The sequence below is a fragment of the Herbiconiux sp. UC225_62 genome (assembly GCF_042694625.1).
Taxonomy (GTDB): domain Bacteria; phylum Actinomycetota; class Actinomycetes; order Actinomycetales; family Microbacteriaceae; genus Herbiconiux.
The window spans coordinates 2,143,244-2,164,291 of sequence record NZ_CP170551.1 but is presented as its reverse complement, the minus strand read 5'-3'; the positions used below and the strand labels follow the sequence as shown (position 1 = coordinate 2,164,291).

At 70.3% G+C, this 21,048-nt stretch carries 20 protein-coding genes; 7 read left to right on the top strand and 13 right to left on the bottom strand.

Annotated features, from left to right (window positions below; all coding sequences use genetic code 11):
- Nucleotides 1–4: 4 nt before the first annotated feature.
- From ACFJGU_RS10460 to ACFJGU_RS10450, 3 genes are all read right to left on the bottom strand, one after another.
- Entirely contained in the window at nucleotides 5–721 is a 717-nt protein-coding gene (locus ACFJGU_RS10460; protein WP_382310117.1) for a class F sortase, read from the bottom strand.
- A 50-nt stretch (nucleotides 722–771) separates the two neighbouring features.
- The gene (locus tag ACFJGU_RS10455) at nucleotides 772–1,602 is read right to left on the bottom strand and encodes a DUF4397 domain-containing protein (RefSeq protein WP_382310115.1); all 831 of its coding nucleotides are present in this window, start codon (nucleotides 1,600–1,602) and stop codon (nucleotides 772–774) included.
- 195 nt (nucleotides 1,603–1,797) lie between these two features.
- Nucleotides 1,798–2,043, bottom strand: a complete 246-nt coding sequence (locus tag ACFJGU_RS10450; RefSeq protein ID WP_382310113.1) for a hypothetical protein — start codon at nucleotides 2,041–2,043, stop codon at nucleotides 1,798–1,800.
- A 16-nt stretch (nucleotides 2,044–2,059) separates the two neighbouring features.
- On the opposite strand from ACFJGU_RS10450, the gene ACFJGU_RS10445 reads away from it, so the two are divergent.
- From ACFJGU_RS10445 to ACFJGU_RS10430, 4 genes are read left to right on the top strand one after another with little or no spacing between them, the layout of a single operon-like run.
- Entirely contained in the window at nucleotides 2,060–3,979 is a 1,920-nt protein-coding gene (locus ACFJGU_RS10445; RefSeq protein WP_382310110.1) for a glycosyltransferase, read from the top strand.
- Complete coding sequence (locus tag ACFJGU_RS10440) at nucleotides 3,976–5,325, top strand: glycosyltransferase (protein WP_382310108.1); 1,350 nt, start codon at nucleotides 3,976–3,978, stop codon at nucleotides 5,323–5,325. Before ACFJGU_RS10445 ends, ACFJGU_RS10440 begins: the two co-directional genes overlap by 4 nt.
- Nucleotides 5,326–5,338: 13 nt before the next feature.
- On the top strand, nucleotides 5,339–5,620 hold the full coding sequence (locus ACFJGU_RS10435) for a hypothetical protein (RefSeq protein ID WP_382310106.1): 282 nt from the start codon (nucleotides 5,339–5,341) through the stop codon (nucleotides 5,618–5,620).
- Between the two features lies 1 nt (nucleotide 5,621).
- On the top strand, nucleotides 5,622–6,536 hold the full coding sequence (locus ACFJGU_RS10430) for an FHA domain-containing protein (RefSeq protein WP_382310104.1): 915 nt from the start codon (nucleotides 5,622–5,624) through the stop codon (nucleotides 6,534–6,536).
- Here the strand turns inward: ACFJGU_RS10430 and ACFJGU_RS10425 are convergent.
- The 3 genes from ACFJGU_RS10425 to ACFJGU_RS10415 all read right to left on the bottom strand — a co-directional run bounded on the left by ACFJGU_RS10425 (nucleotide 6,517) and on the right by ACFJGU_RS10415 (nucleotide 9,228).
- Nucleotides 6,517–6,741 (bottom strand): DUF3072 domain-containing protein, encoded by a 225-nt coding sequence (locus tag ACFJGU_RS10425; protein WP_382310334.1) that lies wholly within the window; start codon nucleotides 6,739–6,741, stop codon nucleotides 6,517–6,519. The two genes, ACFJGU_RS10430 and ACFJGU_RS10425, sit on opposite strands and share 20 nt — an antisense overlap.
- Nucleotides 6,742–6,921: 180 nt before the next feature.
- The gene (locus ACFJGU_RS10420; RefSeq protein WP_382310102.1) at nucleotides 6,922–7,833 is read right to left on the bottom strand and encodes a cation diffusion facilitator family transporter; all 912 of its coding nucleotides are present in this window, start codon (nucleotides 7,831–7,833) and stop codon (nucleotides 6,922–6,924) included.
- Nucleotides 7,834–7,842: 9 nt separating this feature from the next.
- A complete protein-coding gene (locus ACFJGU_RS10415; RefSeq protein WP_382310332.1) occupies nucleotides 7,843–9,228 on the bottom strand; it encodes an alpha-L-fucosidase in 1,386 nt (461 codons plus the stop codon).
- Between the two features lie 142 nt (nucleotides 9,229–9,370).
- Here ACFJGU_RS10415 and ACFJGU_RS10410 point away from each other — a divergent pair, with 142 nt between their 5' ends.
- Nucleotides 9,371–9,835 (top strand): DUF3817 domain-containing protein, encoded by a 465-nt coding sequence (locus ACFJGU_RS10410; protein ID WP_382310100.1) that lies wholly within the window; start codon nucleotides 9,371–9,373, stop codon nucleotides 9,833–9,835.
- A 60-nt stretch (nucleotides 9,836–9,895) separates the two neighbouring features.
- A complete protein-coding gene (locus tag ACFJGU_RS10405) occupies nucleotides 9,896–10,372 on the top strand; it encodes a hypothetical protein (RefSeq protein ID WP_382310098.1) in 477 nt (158 codons plus the stop codon).
- A 27-nt stretch (nucleotides 10,373–10,399) separates the two neighbouring features.
- Here the strand turns inward: ACFJGU_RS10405 and ACFJGU_RS10400 are convergent, their stop codons facing one another.
- From ACFJGU_RS10400 to ACFJGU_RS10370, 7 genes are all read right to left on the bottom strand, one after another.
- Nucleotides 10,400–11,098, bottom strand: coding sequence for a GntR family transcriptional regulator (locus ACFJGU_RS10400; RefSeq protein ID WP_382310096.1), 699 nt, complete (start codon nucleotides 11,096–11,098; stop codon nucleotides 10,400–10,402).
- A 68-nt stretch (nucleotides 11,099–11,166) separates the two neighbouring features.
- Nucleotides 11,167–12,126, bottom strand: a complete 960-nt coding sequence (locus ACFJGU_RS10395) for an aldo/keto reductase (protein WP_382310094.1) — start codon at nucleotides 12,124–12,126, stop codon at nucleotides 11,167–11,169.
- Nucleotides 12,123–13,250 (bottom strand): mandelate racemase/muconate lactonizing enzyme family protein, encoded by a 1,128-nt coding sequence (locus tag ACFJGU_RS10390; protein WP_382310092.1) that lies wholly within the window; start codon nucleotides 13,248–13,250, stop codon nucleotides 12,123–12,125. Before ACFJGU_RS10390 ends, ACFJGU_RS10395 begins: the two co-directional genes overlap by 4 nt.
- A 34-nt stretch (nucleotides 13,251–13,284) precedes the next feature.
- Nucleotides 13,285–14,157 carry a carbohydrate ABC transporter permease gene (locus ACFJGU_RS10385; RefSeq protein WP_382310090.1) on the bottom strand — a complete coding sequence of 291 codons (873 nt, stop codon included), beginning with the start codon at nucleotides 14,155–14,157 and terminating at the stop codon, nucleotides 13,285–13,287.
- A complete protein-coding gene (locus tag ACFJGU_RS10380; RefSeq protein WP_382310088.1) occupies nucleotides 14,147–15,106 on the bottom strand; it encodes a carbohydrate ABC transporter permease in 960 nt (319 codons plus the stop codon). Before ACFJGU_RS10380 ends, ACFJGU_RS10385 begins: the two co-directional genes overlap by 11 nt.
- Before the next feature lie 4 nt (nucleotides 15,107–15,110).
- A complete protein-coding gene (locus ACFJGU_RS10375; RefSeq protein ID WP_382310086.1) occupies nucleotides 15,111–16,361 on the bottom strand; it encodes an ABC transporter substrate-binding protein in 1,251 nt (416 codons plus the stop codon).
- Between the two features lie 58 nt (nucleotides 16,362–16,419).
- Nucleotides 16,420–17,787 carry an alpha-L-fucosidase gene (locus ACFJGU_RS10370; protein WP_382310084.1) on the bottom strand — a complete coding sequence of 456 codons (1,368 nt, stop codon included), beginning with the start codon at nucleotides 17,785–17,787 and terminating at the stop codon, nucleotides 16,420–16,422.
- A 107-nt stretch (nucleotides 17,788–17,894) separates the two neighbouring features.
- On the opposite strand from ACFJGU_RS10370, the gene ACFJGU_RS10365 reads away from it, so the two are divergent.
- Nucleotides 17,895–20,981: an alpha-mannosidase gene (locus tag ACFJGU_RS10365; RefSeq protein WP_382310082.1), complete on the top strand. Its 3,087-nt coding sequence runs from the start codon at nucleotides 17,895–17,897 to the stop codon at nucleotides 20,979–20,981.
- The last annotated feature ends 67 nt before the right edge of the window (nucleotides 20,982–21,048 follow it).

The following is a 21,048-nucleotide window of genomic DNA, read 5'->3' as shown; positions in this document are numbered from 1 at the left end:
CCCGTCACCCGGTCGGCACGGCGGTCACGATCACGTTGCTGCGGTAGTGACCGGTGTCGTAGTCGAATTCCCCTCCGCAGGTGATCAGCTCCAGGCGCACCGGTCCGCCGCGGTCGAACACCTGCGACCAGTCGATACCTGCCTTTTCGGCGACCACGACCTCCTGCACGGCGAACTGCGCGACCCGGCCGTCGGCGGCCGTGACCGTGACCGGTGTGCCGGGTGGCGCATCCCGCAATCGCGCGAAGGAGCCGAGACCGTACTCGAGCGAGTCGACGTGCGCCGCGATGACGGTGGCGCCGGCGGAACTCCACGGCGACGGTCCGAAGCGGTACCAGGAGGCGACGGCGGGATCGGCCGGCAAGGCGAGTGCCCCCTGGTCGTCGAGGGCCTCGGCCGCGACCACGACGTCGATGCCGAGCGACGGGACCTCGACGCGAACGGGCGGCACGGTCGGAGTGGACGCCATGGCCGAGAGGTCGGCGTCGGTCAGCGGCACGGCCGGCACCGGCGTCCCCTCCGGGAGCACCGTGGGCGTGGGCTCGGGCGAGGACGTCGGCCTCATCGCGGCCCCGGCCGGGTTGGGCGAGTCCGATCCGGCCACCATCGATGCCGTCGTCGGATCGAGCGGAGCGCATCCGCTCAGCAGCACGGCGCAGCTCAGGGCGGCCACGCAGGCGATGAGCACACCCGTGGCCGCCTGTGTCCGAAGGAGAACCACGGCAGGGGCGGCGGTCGCCTCTGCCGTGGTCCGTCGGGAGCGCATTCGGATCAGCGACGCGACTTCGCGACCGCGCGCTGCCGGACGAGGAGACCGCTGAACGCGGCCGCCATCACGACGGCGACGGCACCGATCCAGAGCGGAGTCGCATCACCGGGGCGATTCGTGGCTGCGAGCCCCGCGTTGCCGGCGGGGATGCCGCCCGGGTTCGAGTGCAGACCGTCGATGGTCTGCACCGCGAGCGCGAGATTGCCGTCTTCCAGGCTGCCCCAGGCGTAGACGATGGTGCTCACACCCTCGGCCACGGTGACGTCCGCCGGCCCGATCACCGGATCGGTGGTTCCCGTGGCGGCCACCGATGCCGACACGGTTCCGGCCGGAAGGGTCAACACGGATTCGCCCGGATTGGCCAGGTTCGTGATGACGGGAGCGCCGCCCGCGAGCACGTCGACGGCGGGAGCCGCCGCGTCGTGGCGCACGGTCAGCCTGCCTTGACCGGCGGGGATGACGGACGTGTCGTTGGTGTACAGCGTCGCGGTCGGGGTGCCGGATGCGTCGAGGTGCGCCACCGCGGTGTAGTTGCCGTTCGCCGCCAGCGGCAGGTCGATGGGCCCGATGATCGGCGAACTGGCGTCGGCGGCATCCGACGCGGTGATGGCCACCGAGTAGGTGCCCGGGGGCAGGGCGAGAGGCCCGGCCAGGGTACCGGGCGTGAAGTCGTCGAGCGTGAGCGATCCGTTGACGTAGACATCCACCGTCACCCCCGGAACCGCATGGAGAACCGACAGTGAAGCGTCGCCTTCGGCGGCGCTGGCGGGGATCGCCGCGCCGAGGGCGATGAGGGCGCCGGCTGCGATGCCGGCGACGAGGGTCGTGCGCATGAGTACCTCCTGATCGGGCCCGAGGGCCGGAGAAAACTGCTGACACCCCTACTTCCCCGCCAGACCCCTCGTTGGATGCACCACTCTCGAAATTCACCGAGACGACCTGTGCAGTATTAGCTAGACAAACTAGTATCCAAATCATCTAGGATCAGTCGGCGATCAGAAAGCAGGCCGTGCATGGGAATCCAGACGTCACTCGACGAGCTCTCGGGGGCCACCCGCATCGTCGAGGCCATGCGACTGGCCGACGACGTCGCGTTCGAGGCCAGCCGTGAACCGGGACTGCGCACACTGCGGGTGCTCGCGTCGGCGCTGCAGGGCGACGACGACGTGGCCGCGATCGCCGCGACCCACGCCCTGGGTCAGATCGTCGACGACTCCGCCGATCGGGCCCTCACCGGTCTCCTCTCGAACGACCGCGGCTTCCTCCGCGAACACGCGGCCTGGGTGCTCGGTGCTCGGATCCCCCCACGTCGACGCCGTCGGACGTCTCATGGGGATGGTGGTCGACGGCGGCTTCGGCGGCATGATCGCCCAGCGATCGCTCGAGCAGTGGGCGAACACCGCGCCCGAACCCGTCGCCGTCGGACTCGAAGGCGCCTTGCTGGGTGTGGACGAACCGGAGGCGCGTTACCGCCTGATGGAGACCCTCGGGCTGATCCGCGGCGACGGACCCGACCGCCGCCTCATCGCAGCGGCTCGCGACGGCGGCGAACACCCGCTGGTGCGCTCGGCCGCCGTCGCAGCGCTCGGTCAACGACGCGGGGACGACCGGGTCAGCCGCCTGCTCGACGAACTGACACGCGACTCCGATGCGGCCATCGCCGACGTCGCCCGGCTCGCGCTGATCGACCTCGCCGCCGGTCCCGTGCGCACCCGCGTCGGCTCCGGCCCGCTGACCGTGGCCCAACTCTTCCTGCACGCCGACGTCGACGCCCGACTGAGCGCTGCGGGAAGCGGCGACAACGGCGGCGTCGCCACTCTGCTCGTGCGCCTCGGTGACGCCCTGATCGCGGGCGGGGAAGACCACGCCGCTCCGTCCCACGCCGCCGAACCGGCGGTGAACCGAGTCGGGCGCGTGCTCACCCTCTCGCGTGGCTCCGTGCCCGACGCGATCGACAGCGTCGCCGACATCGCCGCCCACGCCTCCGGTCACCGCTACGGCCGCATCCCGCTCGTCACCCCCACCGTGAGCTCGGCGGCCGCGTGGCCGCAGCGGGTCGCCGCCCGGCGCGGCATCCGTCGCCTGCTCCGCGCCGCAGGGAGCGTCGATCTGCTGCATCTCCGGATGGCGGAGGTGGGCAGCCTGGCGGCGTCGGACGTCGCGCGTGAGCTCGACATCCCGGTGGTCTTCACCGTGGCCCCCGATCCGCACGCCGTGATCCAGTCGATGGATTCGGCCGGATCGCTCACCCGCGCCACCTTCGGCGCCGCCGACGAGCGCGAGCACTTCTGGTTCCGCGCCCGGCTGGTGCAGCGTCTCGCCTCGAACGCGAACCACACGGTGCTCTTCCCGCGCCCGGAACTGCGCCGCGACATGCGCGTCCTCGTCGGCATCGACATCGACTCGCATCCCGAACGGCACACGATCGTGCCGGAGGGGATCGACCTGCGCGTGGTCGACCAGGCCGTCGAGGAAGCGCGGAACCACGCTCGGGGCGCCGAAGCGGTGCCCGCGCTCGTCGAGCTGCGCGCCCTCGTCGAGTCGCTGCCCGCGGAGCGCCGCGGTCTCCCCTTGCTCGTGAGCGTCGGGCGGTTCCACCGGGTGAAGGGCATGGCGGCGATCGTGAACGCCTGGCAGGGCAGCACGGCCGCCCAGCGCGCGAACCTGCTGCTCATCGGAGGCGATCTGAACCATCCGTCGGCCGACGAGCGCGAACAGCTCGACGCCATCGATGCGATCGTGCCACGAGCCCGGCAGCGTGAGGCCGGGCTTCTGCTGCCGGGACACCAGCCGAACGACACGGTCGCCCGGTGGGTCGCCGCGGCCCGGCTCGGCCTGCCCGGCCTGTCCGCCCCCAACGGGGTGTATGTCTGCGGCAGCCTCAAGGAGGAGTTCGGCATCGCGCTGCTCGAGGCGATGGCAACGGGCCTGCTCGTCGTGGCGCCCGACGGCGGCGGGCCGGCGACCTACGTCGACCACGGCGACACCGGATTCCTCACCCGCACGTGGGATGCGGCCGCCCTCACCGCGGCGATCGACGGAGCGCTCACCGCCGCCGCCTCCGAGACCACGACGGATCGGGCCGCCCGCTCCCGCGCCGTGGTGGAGAAGAGCTTCACCATCCAAGCGATGGCCACGGCCCTCGCCGAGGTCTACGACGGGGTGCGCCGCGAATCCGTCGACACCGAATGGCCGGTGATCGCAGCATGACGCTCCTCGTGATCAGCCCTGATTACGCCTCGCACCTGCTGCCGCTGGCGAGCATCGCCACGGCGTGGCAGAGCCGGGGCGAACGGGTGGTCGTGGCCACAGGCCCCGCCACCGCCCCGATCGTGAAGCGTTCCGGTTTCGAGCACGAGCCCCTCCAGCTGGGGCGGGGGTCGAACCCGGGTGTCATCAAGACCGAGGAGCAGCCGCTCGACGAAGATCTCTCGCTGCGCGCCTTCTTCGGCGCGACGAGGAAGGGCATGATCGCCACGCTGCACCACCAGGCGGCCGAGCGTCTGACGGATCTGATGTGGCAACCGGTCTCCACGGCGAGCGCGACGATCGACCTGGTCGAACGCGTGCAGCCGGATGCGATCGTGGTCGACCATCTCGCCTTCAGCGCTCGTCTCGGACTGCGGGCGGCGGGCATCCGCTACGCCGACGTGGTGCTCGGCCACCCGTCGGCCCTTCCCGTGGGGAACGAACTCTACGGCTTCCCCGCCGCGTGGCCGGCGGCGTTCGCGCCCGACGGGCGGCAGCTGGCCGAGCTGCGAGCGCTGTGCGAACGCGTGGACGCGCGCTTCACCGCGGAGTGGAACACCGCCCTGACGATCCTCGATCCGGCGGCGCCTCCCTCTCGCTCGGCGTTCGCGGAATCGGGCGAACTGCTGCTGTTCAACTACCCGCGCCAGCTCGCCGAACCGGAGCGGTCCGCTCTCCTTCCGGCGCATGAGCACCTCGGATCGACTCCCCGTGACGACTCGGGCGACCCCGAGGTGGAGGGGTGGATCGCGGCCGGCGACGAGCCGTTCGTCTACGTCAGCTTCGGCAGTTTCCTGTCGGTGCGCGACGACGTACTGACCCGCGTGGCCGGAGCGCTGCGCCGGGCGGGGCTGCGGGCGGCGATCGCGACGGGGACCGGTGATCCGGCTCTCCTCGGGCCCGTGCCCGCCGACTGGCTGGTGCGCGAGTACCTCCCTCAGGTCAGCCTGCTGCGCCACGCGACTGCGGCGGTGACCCACGGCGGCAACAACAGCGTCACCGAGGCCGCGACCTTCGGGGTTCCGTTGCTCGTGCTGCCCTTCTCCACCGACCAGTTCGCCGGCGCCGCCGCCCTCGAGCGCGCCGGAGTCGCCGAAGCGCTCGATCCGAACACCGCCACCGAGCCCGAGCTCGCGGACGCGATCCTGCGCGTGACGGATGCATCCTTCGCCGGACGCCGCCCTTTGCGCGTCATCGCGGCCGAGCTCGCCGCACGACCCGGCCCCGAGCGGGCCTACGCCGCTGTTCAGGGCGCAGGCCCCTCGCGGCCCCCGATCCTCCCCGCAGCCGCGGGGACAGCGCAATGAAAGGAAGACGATGATGTCTGATACGACAACCACCGACCTCTTCGGTTCCCCCGACGGCCCCGAGGGCCGCTCCATCGCCGACTGGACGGACCTCGGCCGCGAGATGTGGTCGTACCTCACCGGCCGCGGCGCCGCCGTCGACTACAGCTTCATCGACATGACCGTGGAGGTTCCCCGCGACATCGGGCCGGACGCCCCGCGCGCCACCTGGAAGCTGAACGGCACCCTGCGCGTCACGACCAGCGAGAACGGTGGCGGCACCACCACCCGCGATGCGACGGATTCCGGGTCGTGAGATGGTCCGCTTCGACATCGACCTGGCCTTCTCGTCGACGGATGCGCCGGGGCCGGACGACGACGCGACCGCACCCGAGTTCCACGGCCGGGTGACGGCGGCCGGCTCGAGCGTGCACGTCTACGTGAGCGATCCCAGTCGCTTGCCGCGCAGCCGGCGAGGCGCCCTCCGCGACCTGAGGGTGGTGGCCGCCGCGCTGGCCGCCCGAGGGGTCGAGGTGTGCGTGGAGAGCGACGCCGGCACCATCGTGCGGATCGGGGCCGTGAAGCCCAACCCGTTGCAACGCCTGGTGACCTGGTCGCCCCACGTCGCGATCGGGAGCCCCGCGGCGCTGGCGCCGGTCATCGGTCGGCGAAAGGAGCGGTCCCCCGTGCCTTTGCCGCCGTCGACCCTGTTCCCGCTCGTGCCGACGGTCGCACGCGGCGTCCGCCGGCGGCCCACCACGACCCATTACCTCCCGGGTTCGGGACGTCCGCGACTGCTGTTCACGGTGGGGTCGGAGACGTGGGACGGCCGGCCGCCGCGCGAGTTCGACCTTCTCCCCGACGTCACCACGATCGGCTCGGGCCCCGATGCCGACCTGCGGCTGCCCGGGATCGAGGCGCTCCACGCCGAGATCCGCCACGACGAGAACGACGAGTACGTGCTGCACGCCTGGGCGCCGGTGGGCGGCGGATCGGGCTGGCCGGGGGAAGGAACGGACCAGGCACGCCCGCCCGGTCGCATCCTCCGCACCGGGGCACGCCTGGACATCGGTCCGTGGCGACTCGCCTACTTCCGCGAGGAGTTCGCCGACCATGGTCGCCCGTTCGGCGGCCGATTGGGCGGAGAGCTCTCCCATCAGAAGCCGCAGCCGCCTCGGCCGAGCCGGCGACCGACCTCGGACGGACCGGAGGTCACTGACCGCGGCCGGTGACCTTCTGCAGCCGCTCGATGTGCTCGGAGGCCTCGGCCTTGGTGAGGTTCGCGGGCAGTTCCTCGCCGGCTTCGCGCAGCAGCGTCTCGAGGTAGCTCTTCTGCGGACCGGTCATCGGCTCGTCACCGGTGACCCAGTCCTCGGGATCCTTGACCGCTGACGAGCCCGTCGGGTCTCCGGATGCCGCGCCTGTGGCGCCGAGCATCTCGACCTCCGAGTCGCCGTCGGTTTCGGGCACGATCTGCTCGTTCTGCGCGAAGCTCTCCCGGGCGTCGGGTCCGTTCGGGTTGTCGGCGGAGTCGGTGCGGTCGGTGTCGTCGTCTCGGATGTCGCTCATGGCCAGGAGCGTACGCCCGCGGTCGCGGGGCCGCCATGGCTGCCCGGGTCACCCGAAGGCGAGGGAGGGCTCGTCACTCACGGCCAGGGTGAGCACGGCCTTCCCGATCAGTTCCTCCTGCTCGAGATCCGCTTCGAGCCGGCGCAGCTGCGCCGCCACGCCGTTCTCAGGCTCGTCGCCGACGAGATCGACGGCCGCCACCAGGAAGAGCATTCCCGGGCCGCTGAACTCGAGGTAGAGCGAGGTCACCCGGTCGATCTCGGGATGCGCGAGCAGCGTACGACCTACCTGCTGCCGGAACGCATCCGTCGGTCCCGCGCCCAGCAGGTAGCGACGGTTGCGGCTGATCAGGATGAGCGCCACCGCGCCGAGCAGCACGCCGATCGCGATCGAGCCGAGCGCATCCCACATCGGATCACCGGTCGCCTGATGCAGGCCGATGCCGGCAGCCGCGAGCACCAGCCCGATGAGCGCGGCGGTGTCTTCGAAGAAGACCGATCGAAGTGTCGTGTTCGATCCGTTCACGACGTAGTCGAAGAAGCCCCGCTGGTAGCGCCGAGCGGTGCGCCGACCTTGCCGCACCGACTGCATCAGCGAGAAGCCCTCGAGGAGGAACGCCACCGCCAGCACGATGTAGTTCAGCGTGTAGTCCTCGACGGCCTCGGGAGCGCTGAGGCTCTGGATGCCGTGGTAGATCGACACGACGGCGCCCACGGTGAAGATCCCGAACGCGGCGAACAACGAGAAGATGTACGCGTCGCGACCGTGACCGAGCGGATGCGCCGCGTCGGGCTTCTTCTCCGCCCGCCGGTCGGCGATCAGCAGGAAGATCTCGTTCCCCGCATCCGCCCACGAGTGCGCCGCCTCGGCGAGCATCGACGCCGACCCGGTGAGCCCGGCCACCACCGACTTCGCAAGCGCGACGAGGATGTTGGCGACGAACGCGATGACGACGGTCATGCAGTGAATCTACGCCGCCGGGAAGTCGATCCGGATCGGCTGGGTCGGGGAGCTCGCATCCACGCCATGCACGCGTATGCCGTGGCCGGTGACCTCGGCGGTGAAGGGGCGGCCGTCGGAGAGCTGTGCGGATGCCAGGTCGACTGCAGTGGGGTCGAGGGTGAGCTCGAAGGGGGCGCCGGGGGTGGAGCCGTCGCCGTCGGCCCAGACGAAGGCGTGCAGGGTGTCGGCCGAGCGGGTCCAGCGCACCCAGGGCGTTCCGTCGGGAGTGCCCGTCGCGGGGTCGCTCGGTGCGGCGAGCCGGCCGGCCGGGCGCGACCCGAAGATCGCTGCGCCGTGCTCGGCGTTGAAGGCGCCGAGCGCTTCGAGGGTGCGGCGCTGCAGCTCGGGCACCAGGCCCTCTGCCGTCAGGCCGATGTTGAGCAGGAAGTTGCCGCCCCGCGCGACCACGTCGACGAAGTGCCGGATGGCGGCCGGTCCGGTGAGCGACGTGCTCTCGTCTTCGAGGCGGTTGTAGCCGAACGAGTAGCCGACGCCACGGCAGTTCTCCCAGGCATCCGCCCCTTCCACCTCCAGGCCGTTCTCGTACTCGCTGGTGCGGAAGTCCCAGTGCGTCTCGCCCCAGCGGTCGTTCACCACCCCGTCGGGCCGGGCCGCGTAGAACAGATCGAACATCTCCACCAGGCTCTTCGGACCCTCCGGCTTGCCGGCGTCGGGCCACTCGATGTCGCCCCAGAGCACTTCCGGCCGGTAGCGCGCCACCAGGTCGGCGACGTGGTCGAAGGCGTAGGCGGCGTACTCCGCATCCACGGGCCGGGTCTCCGGCAGGTCGTCGGCGGTGATCGGCGGATTCTGCCCGACGTGCCAGTCGAGGCCCCCGCTGTAGTAGACGCCGAAACGCACCCCGGCCGCTTCCGCCGCCGCGCGGAACTCCTCGATCAGGTCGCGCTTCGGGCCACGGTGCACCGTGTTGCGGTCGCCGGTGCCCGGCGCGTCCCACAACGTGACGCCGTCGTGGTGCTTCGTGGTGGGCACGAAGTAGCGGGCTCCTGTCGCCGCGACGAGCGCCATCACGTCGTCGGCGTCGAACCGGTCGGCCGTCCATGCGTCGAGGAAGTCGTCGTAGGGTGCTCCACCGTAGACCTCCTGCTGGTGCTCGCGCGCGGGCGCCCCTTCGATGCGGATCGTGTTGTAGTACCACTCGGCGTAGGGGTTGTGGCGGAACCAGTACTCCTTCTCGATGGTGCCGAGCGCGCCGATGGGCTCGGCCCAGGCGGGCACCGAGTACGGACCCCAGTGCACGAAGATGCCGAGCTTCGCGTCGAGATACCACTCCGGCGTCTCGCGCGCGAAGCGACGGTACTGGGGCGGGCGCTCGGGGTCGGACTTGAACATGGCCACGAGGAACTCCTCATCGAGTGGTGGGCTTAACACATTTCCTACAGGAAACAGCCTATTGCATTCAGAGGCCCTCGCCCGGTTCTCTCAGGTGCCCGTCGATAGGATCGGAGCGACATCCGACGCCCGAGGGAGACCCGTGACACCCCGCCGCCTGTTCCAGTCCTTCGCGATCGCGGAGGCGGTGACCTGGGCGCTCCTGCTGACCGGGATGCTGCTGAAGTACGTCGCGCGGGTGGGCGATTGGCCCGTCAGCGTGGCGGGCGCACTGCACGGGTTCGTGTTCATCTCCTACGTGATCGTGGTGGTGGTGCTCGCCGTGAACCAGCGATGGCGCCCGGCTGTCGCGCTGTTGGCCGGCGCCAGCGCCATCGTTCCGTTCGCGACGATCCCGGTCGAGATCGCGTTCGCGCGGCGAGGCCTCCTTGCCGGCCCGTGGCGGCGAACGGCGGGAGATGATCCCCGCGACCGGCGGATCTCCGACCGCGCCCTTCGAGCGGCCCTGGCCCGCCCGGCCGTGACCGTGACGCTCCTGGCCGTCGCAGCCGCCGGCCTCTTCGCCGCCCTCCTGGTGGCCGGCCCTCCCGGCGCCCCCGAGTCCTGACCCGCGCCCTCCCCCCGCCTTGACCTACAGCTGTAGCGCTGTGCGTGGCAGACTGAAATCATGACTTCGCGGCGCAGACCGACAGCCAAGGCGGCCTGCGCCCTCGGCATCCTCGCCGCGGCGTGCTCGCTCGCCCTGCTCTCCGGATGCGTGCCGTCCACCCCCACGGCGACCGCGGCGGAGGCCTTCCCCGTGCTCGAGCGGCCGGTGACCGATGCCGACGCCGTTGTCGGCGAGCAGAACGATCCGCCGCTCTACGATCCCGACACCGTGCGCTTCCTCGCCGAGCACGACGGGGACCGACTGTGGATCGCCGCAACGGACAAGGGTGGCGTCTGCCTGCTGGTCGGCACCAATGCCGTCTCGACGAGCTGCGGTGGACCGCCGGTGGCGCAACCCGGGCAACTGCAAGCCGGCATCGAACTCGCCTACGGCGGGTCGGAGTACCGCTTGCTCGCCGCAGGGACGCCGGCGATTCCGCTCGACGGGTTCGAGCAGCTCACCGAGAATCTCTGGGTGAGCACGGAGTCGCGCTGACCGCAGACCGGGGCGAGCGCACCCGGGTCAGTCGTCGTCGAGGCCGGCCGACATCCGCTCGTAGGAGTTCGTGATGTGGGCGAGCATCGCCGCCTCGGCGGCCTTGGCGTCACCGCTCCGCAGGGCCACCAGCACCGCTTCGTGCTCGCCCGAGGTGTCCTCGGCGATGCCGTGCTTGAAGTAGAGCCGGTAGAGGTGCATGTGCGAGCGCAGCCGCACGATCGCGTCGACGAGCAGCGCGTTGCCGGCGTGCTCGGCGATCAACCGGTGGAACTCCGCGTCGTGATCGGCGAAGTCCCGGTAGTCCTGGAACCGGTCGCCTCCGGTCTGGGACGCCTCCCCGCTCACGTGCATCGCCTCGGACAGCCGGGTGAGCTCCTCGAGCGCCTTCGGCGTCATGTGCGCGACCGCGAGCCCCGCCGCGGCGGGCTCGAGCAGTCGGCGCATCTCGTACAGCTGCCGCAGCCCCTCGGCGTCGAGCAGCGGCGACGCCGTGTAGCCCTTCAGCGCCTTCTTCACCACGAGCCCTTCGGACTCGAGCCGCGCCAGCGCCTCACGCACCGGCGTGGGCGACACGTCGAGCTGCCGGGCGATGCCGTCGATGCTCGCCCGCGCGCCGGGCTCGATCACCTGATCCATCAGCAGTCCGAGCACGGCGTCGTACACGTCGTCGACGAGCGCGCGCCGGGCCGGGAGTCGACGGAAGACTTCACCCGGGGTGCTCATGCGGTCAATGGTATTCATGGCTTGCCCCCATCAGGCGCTCCGAATCGCTGGCGGATGCAGGAAGTAGGCTACAGGATCGGTTCCAGCAGCCCTTCCTGCTCCAGCTCGGCCCACACCCCCTCGGGGACCGGCACCGCGAGCAGAGCGGCGTTCGCGGTGATCTGCGCGGGCGTCGCCGCCCCGAGCACCACGGTCGAGACGGCCGGATGCCGCAGCGGGAACTGCGCGGCCAGCTCCGGCAGGCGCACCCCGTGCCGCTCGGCGACGTCCGCAAGCCGCGACGCGCGCTCGAGCACCGCGGCCGGCACCGCGCCGTAATCGAAGTGCGCGGAGGCGGACGGCCGGTCCGTCGCCAGCAGTCCGGAGTTGAAGACGGCGGCCGCGATCACGGCCACGCCCCGTTCCAGCGCCGCCGGCAGGAGATCCGTCGCCCCCGACTGATCGAGCAGCGTGTAGCGGCCCGCCAGCATCACCACGTCGAGATCGGTCTCGCGCACGAAGCGCGTCAATGCCGCCGACTGGTTCATCCCCGCTCCGTAGGCGCCGATCACGCCCTGCGACCGCAACTCGTCGAGCGCGGGGAACGCCCCCTCCAGCGCCTCCTCCACGTGATCGTCGGGATCGTGCACGAGCAGGAGGTCGATGCGGTCGAGTCCCAGCCGCTCGAGACTGCCTTCGAGCGAGCGCAGCACCCCGTCGCGCGAGTAGTCGAGCACGCGGCGACGGGTGGCCGGCACGTCGAAGAGGTTCTGGATGTCGGTCTCCCCCGCGTATCCCGGATTCGGTTCGAGCAGCCGGCCGACCTTGGTCGACACCACGAACTCGTCCCGCGGCCTCCCCGCCAACGCCTCCCCCAACCGCTCCTCGGCGAGGCCCAGCCCGTAGTGCGGCGCCACGTCGAAGTAGCGGATGCCCGCGTCCCACGCCGCAGGCACGCACTGAGGCCACAGCTCGTCGGGCACCGCCTCGTACAGGTTGCCGAGCGCCGCGACGCCGTAGCCGAGCCGCCCGAGGTCGGGCCCGGTCACGACACCCGCAGATTCTCGAGCGCGTCGAAGTCCCAGTCGATGCCGAGCCCCGGCTCGGACGAGGGCACGCCGTTGCCGTCGACGATCGTCATCTCGCTCCGCGTCACCGCCCGCAACTGCGGGATGTGCTCGAGGTAGAGCGAGTTCGGCACGGCGCAGGTGAGCGACACGTGCAGCTCCATCAGGAAGTGCGGGGCCACCTTCACATTGAATGCCTCGGCCAGGTGCGCCACCTTGAGCCACGGCGTGATGCCGCCGATGCGCGCCACGTCGACCTGCACGATCGACGCCGCCTGCGATTGCAGGTACTCGCGGAACTGGCCCACCGAGTACATGCTCTCCCCGACGGCCACCGGGATGCTGGTCGAGCGCGCGAGCGCCCGGTGCCCCGACATGTCCTCGGCCGGCAACGGCTCCTCGAACCAGAAGATGTCGAGCGGCTCGAAAGCGGCCGCCCGCCGGACGGCCTCGGCCGAGGTCATGGACTGGTTCGCGTCGATCATGATGTCGAAGTCGTCGCCCACCGCCTCCCGCACGGCGGCGAGCCGCTCCACGTCTTCGTGCCCCTTGGGCTTGCCCACCTTGATCTTCACCCCGTGCATCCCGGCCGCTCGCGACTCCACGGCCTGCGCCACCAGCTCGTCGGCGCTGAAGTGCAGCCATCCGCCCTCCGTGTCGTAGAGGGGGATCGAGCTGCGTGCGCCTCCGGCGGCGACCCACAGCGGCATCCCACCCGCCTTGCAGCGCGCATCCCACACCGCGGTGTCGACCGCGGCGAGGGCGAGAGCGGTGATGACGCCCACGGTGGTGGCGCGTGTGCTCGAGAAGAGGGCCTGCCAGACCGCCTCCGGACGCATCGCGTCGAGCCCGACGAGCGCGTCGAGCAGGCTCGTGCGCAGCAGACTCAGCACCGCGGGGCCGCCGGTGCCGATGGTGTAGCTGTACCCCACGCCTTCGATGCCCGATGCGGTGCGGATGCGCACGAAGATCGTCTCCTGCTTCAGGAACGACTGCATCGCATCCGTTCGCACCGTCTCGACCGGGAGGTCGCACAGCCACGCCTCGGCGCTCACGATGTCGGTGCCGGTGCGGCCGGTGGTCAGAACAGGGGTCGAGAGTGTCATGGTTTCCTCAGTGGAAGACGGGATGCTGCCGACATCAGCGGCCACCGAAGCCGCCGAGGGCGACTCCCTTGATGAGCTGACGCTGCAGCACCGCCACGATGATGAGCGAGGGGACGACGGCGATGGTGGATGCCGCCATCAACAGACTCCATTGGGTGCCGTGCTCGCCGGTGAACATCGAGAGCCCGAGGGGCACCGTGGCGAGTTCCTGGGTGTTGATGATGATGAGCGGCCAGAGGTACGAGTTGTAGTAGCCGATGAAGGAGAACACGGCCAGCACCGACAGCGGCGCGGTCAGCTGGGGCAGGAGCACCGACCAGAGGGTGCGGAAGCGCGAGGCGCCGTCGATGAGCGCCGCCTCCTCGTACTCGATGGGGATGGTGAGGAAGAACTGCCGCAGCAGGAAGGTGCCGAACGCGGTGAACGCGAAGGGCACGATCAGCGCGAAGTAGCTGTCGACGAGGCCGAGCTTGTTCATCATGATGAACAGCGGCACCACCAGCACCTCCTGCGGCAGCACGAGCGTGAGCACGTAGAGCAGGAAGAGCCGGTCGCGGAAGCGGAACTTCAGCCGCGAGAACGCGTAGGCCGAGAGCACGGCGACGATCACCGACAGCAGCGCACCGAGCGTCGCCACCAGGAAGCCGTTGAAGATGAACCGGCCGAACGGCACGAGGGTCCAGGCGTCGGCGAAGTTCTGCCAGCGCACTTCGGAGCCGATGAAACTCGGATCGGGTGAAAAGACCTCGTCCTCGGGCTTCAACGCCGAGAAGAACATCCAGATGAACGGGAAGGTGAACACCAGCGCCACCGCGGCCATGGCGGCCGTGTTGAGCCAGGTCTTCGTGACGGTTCTGCGCTGCGCGGGGCGGAGCTTCGGCCGCCGCCGGACGGTCTCACTTGTCATAGTTCACCCACTTCCGCTGACCGGCGAACTGCAGCGCCGTGATCAGCATCACCACGAGGAACAGGATCCAGGCCAGCGCCGAGGCGTAGCCGAGCTTGTCGAACACGAAGCCGTTCCGGTAGAGGTAGAGCACGAAGGTGTTGGTGGCCTCGCCCGGACCGCCCTGGGTCAGGATCTGCGGCTGCACGAACACCTGGAACGCGCCGATCATCGTCATCGTCATCGTGAAGAACAGCGACGGCGAGAGCATCGGCAGGATGATGTGACGGAGCCTCGACCAGGCGCTCGTGCCGTCGACCCGGGAGGCCTCGAGGATCTCCTTCGGGATCGACCCGAGACCGGCCGAGAGCACGATCACGTTGTAGCCGAACGACTGCCACACCGACATCGTGATCACCGAGATGAGGGCGAAGTTCGCATCCGACAGCCACGAGGGGCCGTCGATGCCGACGCCGGCGAGCACGGAGTTCACCAGACCGTCCTGCGACAGCAGCAGACGCCAGATGAGCGCGTTCGCGACCATCGGCGTGATGGCCGGCAGGAAGAAGATGACCCGCCAGAAGCCGGCGAACTTGATGCGGGTGTTCAGCCAGAGCGAGATGGCGAGAGCGAGGGCGAGGTTCAGCGCCGTGTACACGAACGCGAAGATCACGGTGTTCAGCAGCACCGTGTAGAAGGTCGGATCGCTGAACAGCTTCGCGTAGTTGCCGAAACCGATGAAGGTCGGCGTGCCGAACAACGGCCACTCGAACAGGCTGATGACGAGGGAGCCGATGAGGGGCACCAGGATGAAGAACGCGAAGCCGGTGAGCCCGGGCCACAAGTAGGCCAGGGCCACGAGCCCCTGCCGGGACTTCTTCTTGCCGGCGGGGGCGGATGCCGCGGGGGGCGCCGGGGGCGCCGCCACCTCTTTCGAGGTGACAGCGCCCAGGCCGGTGACGGTGACCATGCGGTTACTCGCCCACCGAGTTCTGAATCGTCTCGAGGATCTCCTGGGCGGTCTTGTCACCCCTGAAGCCCTCGACGCCGTACTGGGTGAACAGCGTGTCGACCTGGTTCCAGCCGGGGGTCGTGATCTGTGCGGTCGCGTTGGCCAGCAGCGCATCGACCACGGCCGCCGCCTCGGGCGACTTGCCCTCGGCCCAGGCCGGCACGGCCTCCGAGCGCGCCGGCACGATGCCGCGCGTCTTCGCCTGCGCCTCGAGCACCGGAGTGGAGGTGAGCTCGGTGATGGCCTTGAACGCGGCCTCCGGGTCGTCGCAGGTGTTCGCGATGCCGAAGCCCGAGCCCGCGGTCATCGCCGCGGCCTCGCCGCTCGTGGAGGGCACGATCGAGATGCCGAGGGTGAAGTCGGCGGCCTCGTCGAAGGTGCCGTACATCCACGGACCCTCGATCAGCATCGCGGCCTTGCCGCTCGTGAACGCCGCCTGCGAGACATCCGAGCCGTCCGCGGCCTCAGGGGCCGGGGCGACGCCGTCCTTGCCCACCAGGTCGAAGAAGCTCTGCACCTCGTCGACGAACTCCGGGTTGGTGAGGTCGAGCTTGCCGTCGTCGTCGACGGCGGCCACACCGTCGGCCAGGGCCCACGCGTTGGGGATGAAGATGCCGGTCGAGATGGCCAGACCCTGCTGATCGCCCGTGGTGAGCGTCTTGGCGTCGGAGATGAACTGCTCACGCGTGTACGTCGTGCCGGGGGGCGTGAGCCCGGCGGCCTTGAACAGGTCGGCGTTGTAGAACAGCACCACCGGCTCGGCGTCGTAGGGGATGGCGCGGATGGTGCCGTCGACGGTCATGCCCTCGAGCATCGAGGGATCGATGTCGGAGGTGTCGAAGTCGCTCTCGGCGATCAGGTCGTCGAGCGGCTTCAGCAGCCCCTGGAGTTCCTGGGCGCGAGCCGCCTGTGTGGTGAGCAGGCACGGCGGGTTGCTGCCCGAGAGCCGGGTCTTGACCTTGGTCCAGTAGTCGGCGAAGCTCGGCCCGTCGATCGCGACCTTCAGGTCGGGATCCTGCTTCTGCGCCTCGCTCACGAACGACTCCCACTGGTCGCGGTCGCTCTGACTGCTGACCCAGGTGTAGAGATCGAGTGTGCCGTCGGACTGCGTTCCGCCGCTCGACGACCCGGCGCATCCGGCCAGGGCGCCGAGCGCTCCGACCATCGCGACCGCCGTGGCCACTTTGACTGCCTTGCCTCTGGTGCTTTTCACGTGTTGTGCCTCCTCCATTGGATTCACGTTGCTGATGGGAACTGCTGGTGCTCCGCGCTCAGGCGAAGTCGATTGCCACCACGTCGACCGCGGCCCCGGAGGGCTCCGGCGCCGGGATGCGCAATTCACCCGAGGGCTCGTCGTCGTGCGAGGCGAGCTCGTGCACTTCGAAGCCGACGGTGTGGTCGAGGGGCTGCCCGGTGGCGAGCAGACGGATGCCGCTGACCCGCCGCACGGGTAGGCCGCGCACGATGATCTCCTCCACCGGCCGGTTGACCAGGTGGAGATAGACGGTGCCAGGGCGCGCGGTGGTCGGGCCGTAGAAGTCGACCCCGACGGTGGGCGAGACACCGATCACGCTCTCCCGATGCCGGTCCATCCACTCGCCGATGCTCTCGAGCCGCTCGACCTGCACCTCGTTCAGGCTGCCGTCGCCCTTCGGGCCGATGTTCAGCAGCAGGTTCCCGCCGCGGCCGACGACCTCGATGAGGGTGGTGACGAGCGAGCGCACGCTCTTGTTGTTGATGTCCCCGGGACGGTACGCCCACATGTCGCCGATGGTGAGGCACAGTTCCCACGGCCCGGCCGGCGCGACGATCGGGAACGCCTGCTCGGGGGTCTTGTAGTCGCCCTGGCCGAGCAGCCGCTCGTTGATCACGACGTCGGGCTGCAGACCCTTGATGAGCGCGCGGAGGCCCGCGGTGTCCCACTCCTCCTCGTTGCGCTCCCACTCGCCGTCGAACCAGAGCAGGTCGATCGTGCCGTAGTTCGTGAGGATCTCGGTGAGCTGGCCGCGCAGGTAGCTCTGGAACCTCTCCCACTGCTCCGGGGTGGCGCGACGATGGCGGTCTTCGCGGATCGGCTTGCCGATGTTCTCCTCGAGTCCGGCACCGGGCCAGTGCTCCTCCGGGTAGGGGCGATCGGTGTCCTCGAACGCCGGGTAGTCGGGGTGGTGCCAGTCGGGCAGGGAGAAGTAGATGCCCACGCGGATGCCCTCGGCGCGGATGGCGTCGACGAACTCCCGGGTGATGTCGCGGCCGAACGGTCCGTTCTGCACGCCGAAGTCGGAGTATTCGGTGTGGAACATCGAGTAGCCGCCATGGTGCCGGGCCGTGAACACGACGTACTCCGCGCCGGCCCGCTTGGCGAGGGCGGCGAGCGCCTTCGCGTCCCACTCGATCGGGTTGAAGGTCGCGGCGCTCGAGTAGTACTGCTCGGTGGTCACGGAATCCTCGACCTCGTCGACGCCCGGGATGATCGAGCGACCCACGAGCGGCCAGGAGATCTCGATCCCCTGCTGGCTCGCGTGGTCCCAGTGCACGAAGAGGCCGAGGCCCGCCCCGATGAACCACTCCCCGCCGGGCAGTGTGAAATCGGAGGGCCGTATGAAGGTGTCGATGTCGACGCCGGCTGCCAGTGTTGCCACGAAAAGCTCTCCTTTGAGATGTGACGATTTCCTATAGGTTTCACTCGTTTCCTATAGGATAGATGCATCGCTGGAGAGAGCGCAAGCGCCCGATGGAGGACGACCGAATGCACGACGACCGCTCGATTCTGGAAGGGCGGCTCGCGCGAGTGCTGCGCGACCGCCTCCGGCCCGCCGCCACGACGGTGCTCGCACCCCTGGAGCTCACGGCCTGGCACGTCGTCGGCGGCCGCGGGGAGCCCGTGCCGCCGGCCGAAGCGCTCTCGCCCACCGCGGCCACTCGCTTCGAACCTTTCGCCGCGGGGGACTCCTGGGGCCCGGCCTGGGGCACCAGCTGGTTCCGCCTGCGCGGACGGGTTCCGGATGCCGCGCCGCTCCCCCCGGGCCACCGCCTCGAACTCGTGGTCGACCTGGGCTGGCGCAACGACTCCTCGGGTTTCCAGGCCGAGGGTCTCGTCTACCGCCCCGACGGCGTGGCCGTGAAGGGATTGAACCCCCGCAACCAGTGGATCCCGGTCACGGAGGGGCCGGGAGCCGAGATCGACCTCTATCTCGAGGCCGCGGCGAACCCGCAGGTGTTCGACCGTGACGACCGGGCGTTCTGGCCCACCGAACTGGGTGAGAAGGCGACGGCGGGAGCCGAGCCGCGCTACCGGCTGCGGCGCGCCGACCTGGTGGTGGTGGACGAGACCGTGGAATCGCTCGTCACCGATCTCGAGTTCCTCGGCGAGCTGATGGCGGCACTGCCCGAGGGCGACACCCGGCGCTGGACCGTGCTGCGCGCGGTCGACGGAGCCCTCGACCTGATCGATCCCGACGATGTGGCCGGCACAGCGGGGGCGGCGCGCGCCGCACTCTCCGGGGTTCTCGAAGCTCCGGCCGCGGCATCCGCTCATCGGGTGTCGGCGGTGGGGCACGCCCACATCGACTCGGCGTGGCTGTGGCCCACGCGCGAGACCGTGCGCAAGGTCGCCCGCACCACGGCGAACGTGCTGAACCTCATGGAGTCGCGGCCCGAGCTCGTGTTCGCGATGTCGAGCGCTCAGCAGTGGCAGTGGCTGCGCGACGACCGGCCGGAGCTGTTCGATCGGCTCAGGGCCCGCGCACTCGAGGGGCGCGTGGTGCCCGTGGGTGGCATGTGGGTGGAATCCGACACCACCATGGTGGGAGGCGAGGCGATGGTGCGGCAGTTCCTCGAGGGCACGCGGTTCTTCGAGGCGGAGCTGGGGCTCCGGAGCCGAGTGGTGTGGCTGCCGGACAGCTTCGGCTACTCCGCCGCCCTCCCGCAGATCGTGCGGCTCGCGGGCTTCGACTACTTCCTCACGCAGAAGATCTCGTGGAACCAGGTGAACGTCTTCCCGCACCACACCTTCTCGTGGGTGGGCATCGACGGCACCGAGGTGTTCACGCACTTCCCACCTGCCGACACCTACAACGGCGACGTGAGTCCGGCGGAGCTGCTGCATGCGGCATCCAACTACCGCGAGAAGGGGTCGGGATCGCGGTCGCTGCTGCCGTTCGGATTCGGCGACGGAGGCGGTGGGCCGGTGCGCGAGATGCTCGACCGGGCGCAGCGCTCGACCGATGTGGAGGGGCTGCCGCGAGTGCGGATCGAGACTCCCGAGGAGTTCTTCGACGCCGCTCGGGCCGAGCTGCCCTCGCCGGCGCGGTGGTTCGGTGAGCTCTACCTCGAGCTCCATCGCGGCACCCTCACCAGCCAGGCCGCCATGAAGAGCGGCAATCGGCGGAGCGAGCACCTCCTCCGCGAGGCCGAGTTGTGGGCGGCGACCGCGAGCGTGCGCGTCGGACTCCCCTATCCCGCCGACACGCTCCGCGAGGCGTGGCAGACGGTGCTGCTGCAGCAGTTCCACGACATCCTCCCGGGCTCGTCGATCGCGTGGGTGCATCGCGAAGCGCGGGAGCGTTACGCCGAGGTGGCGGAGGTGCTCGAGGGCGTGATCGCGGCGTCGCTGGAGGCGCTGGCCTCTGCGCCCGAGGTCGGGACGGACGGCGCGACCGTCGTGTTCAACCCGCGGCCGCACGCCGTGGACGGCGTGCCGGCCGGGGGCGCCGGGGTACCGCAGGCAGCCCCTGACGATGCACGAGTGGTCGCGGCATCCGATGCTCCGGGCTGGGTGCTCGAGAACGGACTCGCGCGCGTGCGGCTGGATGCGACGGGCAGCATCGTGTCGGTCGTCACGCTCGCCGACGGCCGGGAGTCCATCGCGCCGGGCAGCCGCGCGAACCTCCTGCAGCTCCATGACGACAAGCCCGTGCAGTGGGACGCGTGGGACCTCGACGGCTACTACCGCAACACCGTCCACGACCTCGACGCCGTCGACGCCGTGGAACTCGACGGCGGCTCGCCCGAGTCGCCGTCCGTTCGGGCGAGCGTGCGGGTGCGGCGCTCGTTCGGGCGTTCGACGGTGGAGCAGGAGGTCACCCTGCGGAGCGGATCGTCATCCGTCGAGCTCGTGACGCGGATCGACTGGCAGGAGCGCGAGAAGATCCTGAAGCTCGCATTCCCGGTCGACGTGCACGCCGAGCGCGCGCGGTTCGAGACGCAGTTCGGGCACCTGGCCCGGCCCATCCACGAGAACACCTCGTGGGACGCGGCGCGGTTCGAGGTGGCCGCCCACCGCTGGGTGCACGTGGGCGAACCGATCGGGGTGGCGCTCGCCAACGACGCCACCTACGGGCACGAGGTGCGCCGGGTTGCGCGGGCCGGGGGCGGGATGGCGGCCGTCGTGCGGGTGTCGTTGCTGCGTGCGCCGCTCTATCCCGATCCGGAGACCGACCTCGGTCGGCACGAATTCCGGCACACGCTGGTGCCGTCGGCGACGGTCGCGGACGCCGTGCGGGCCGGTTACGACCTGAATCTGCCTCTCCGCGTCGCCGGTGCGGCTCCGGTCGCACCGCTGGTTGCGCTGGACGGCGACGAATCGCTTCGGATCGAGGCCGTGAAGCTCGCCGGCGACGGGTCGGGCGACGTGATCGTGCGCCTCTACGAGAGCCTCGGCACCGGCGGCACGGCGCGGGTGCTGCCCGGGTTCGCGGCGACGGGGATGGAGGAGCAGGACCTGCTCGAGCGGCCCGTCGGCGGGTTGACCCTCGAGCGCGAGCCCGCGTTGGAGGGGGACTCGGTGACGCTCCGGCCGTTCCAGATCGTGACGCTGCGGATCGGGCGCGCGTGAGCCGCGCGGAGGCGGGGGCGGTGGATGCCTCGGAAGGCGCACAGGCGACAGTCGATGCCCGTGGCCC

Excerpts from the sequence above, each read along its gene's own strand:
- ACFJGU_RS10405 (WP_382310098.1), top strand. The coding sequence starts at position 9,896 with ATGACTTCGCGGCGCAGACCGACAGCCAAGGCGGCCTGCGCCCTCGGC.
- ACFJGU_RS10400 (WP_382310096.1), bottom strand. The coding sequence starts at position 11,098 with ATGAGCACCCCGGGTGAAGTCTTCCGTCGACTCCCGGCCCGGCGCGCG.
- ACFJGU_RS10415 (WP_382310332.1), bottom strand. The coding sequence starts at position 9,228 with ATGTTCAAGTCCGACCCCGAGCGCCCGCCCCAGTACCGTCGCTTCGCG.
- ACFJGU_RS10385 (WP_382310090.1), bottom strand. The coding sequence starts at position 14,157 with ATGACAAGTGAGACCGTCCGGCGGCGGCCGAAGCTCCGCCCCGCGCAG.
- ACFJGU_RS10435 (WP_382310106.1), top strand. The coding sequence starts at position 5,339 with ATGTCTGATACGACAACCACCGACCTCTTCGGTTCCCCCGACGGCCCC.
- ACFJGU_RS10390 (WP_382310092.1), bottom strand. The coding sequence starts at position 13,250 with ATGACACTCTCGACCCCTGTTCTGACCACCGGCCGCACCGGCACCGAC.
- ACFJGU_RS10440 (WP_382310108.1), top strand. The coding sequence starts at position 3,976 with ATGACGCTCCTCGTGATCAGCCCTGATTACGCCTCGCACCTGCTGCCG.
- ACFJGU_RS10425 (WP_382310334.1), bottom strand. The coding sequence starts at position 6,741 with ATGCTCGGCGCCACAGGCGCGGCATCCGGAGACCCGACGGGCTCGTCA.
- ACFJGU_RS10420 (WP_382310102.1), bottom strand. The coding sequence starts at position 7,833 with ATGACCGTCGTCATCGCGTTCGTCGCCAACATCCTCGTCGCGCTTGCG.
- ACFJGU_RS10365 (WP_382310082.1), top strand. The coding sequence starts at position 17,895 with ATGCACGACGACCGCTCGATTCTGGAAGGGCGGCTCGCGCGAGTGCTG.
- ACFJGU_RS10455 (WP_382310115.1), bottom strand. The coding sequence starts at position 1,602 with ATGCGCACGACCCTCGTCGCCGGCATCGCAGCCGGCGCCCTCATCGCC.
- ACFJGU_RS10430 (WP_382310104.1), top strand. The coding sequence starts at position 5,622 with ATGGTCCGCTTCGACATCGACCTGGCCTTCTCGTCGACGGATGCGCCG.
- ACFJGU_RS10380 (WP_382310088.1), bottom strand. The coding sequence starts at position 15,106 with ATGGTCACCGTCACCGGCCTGGGCGCTGTCACCTCGAAAGAGGTGGCG.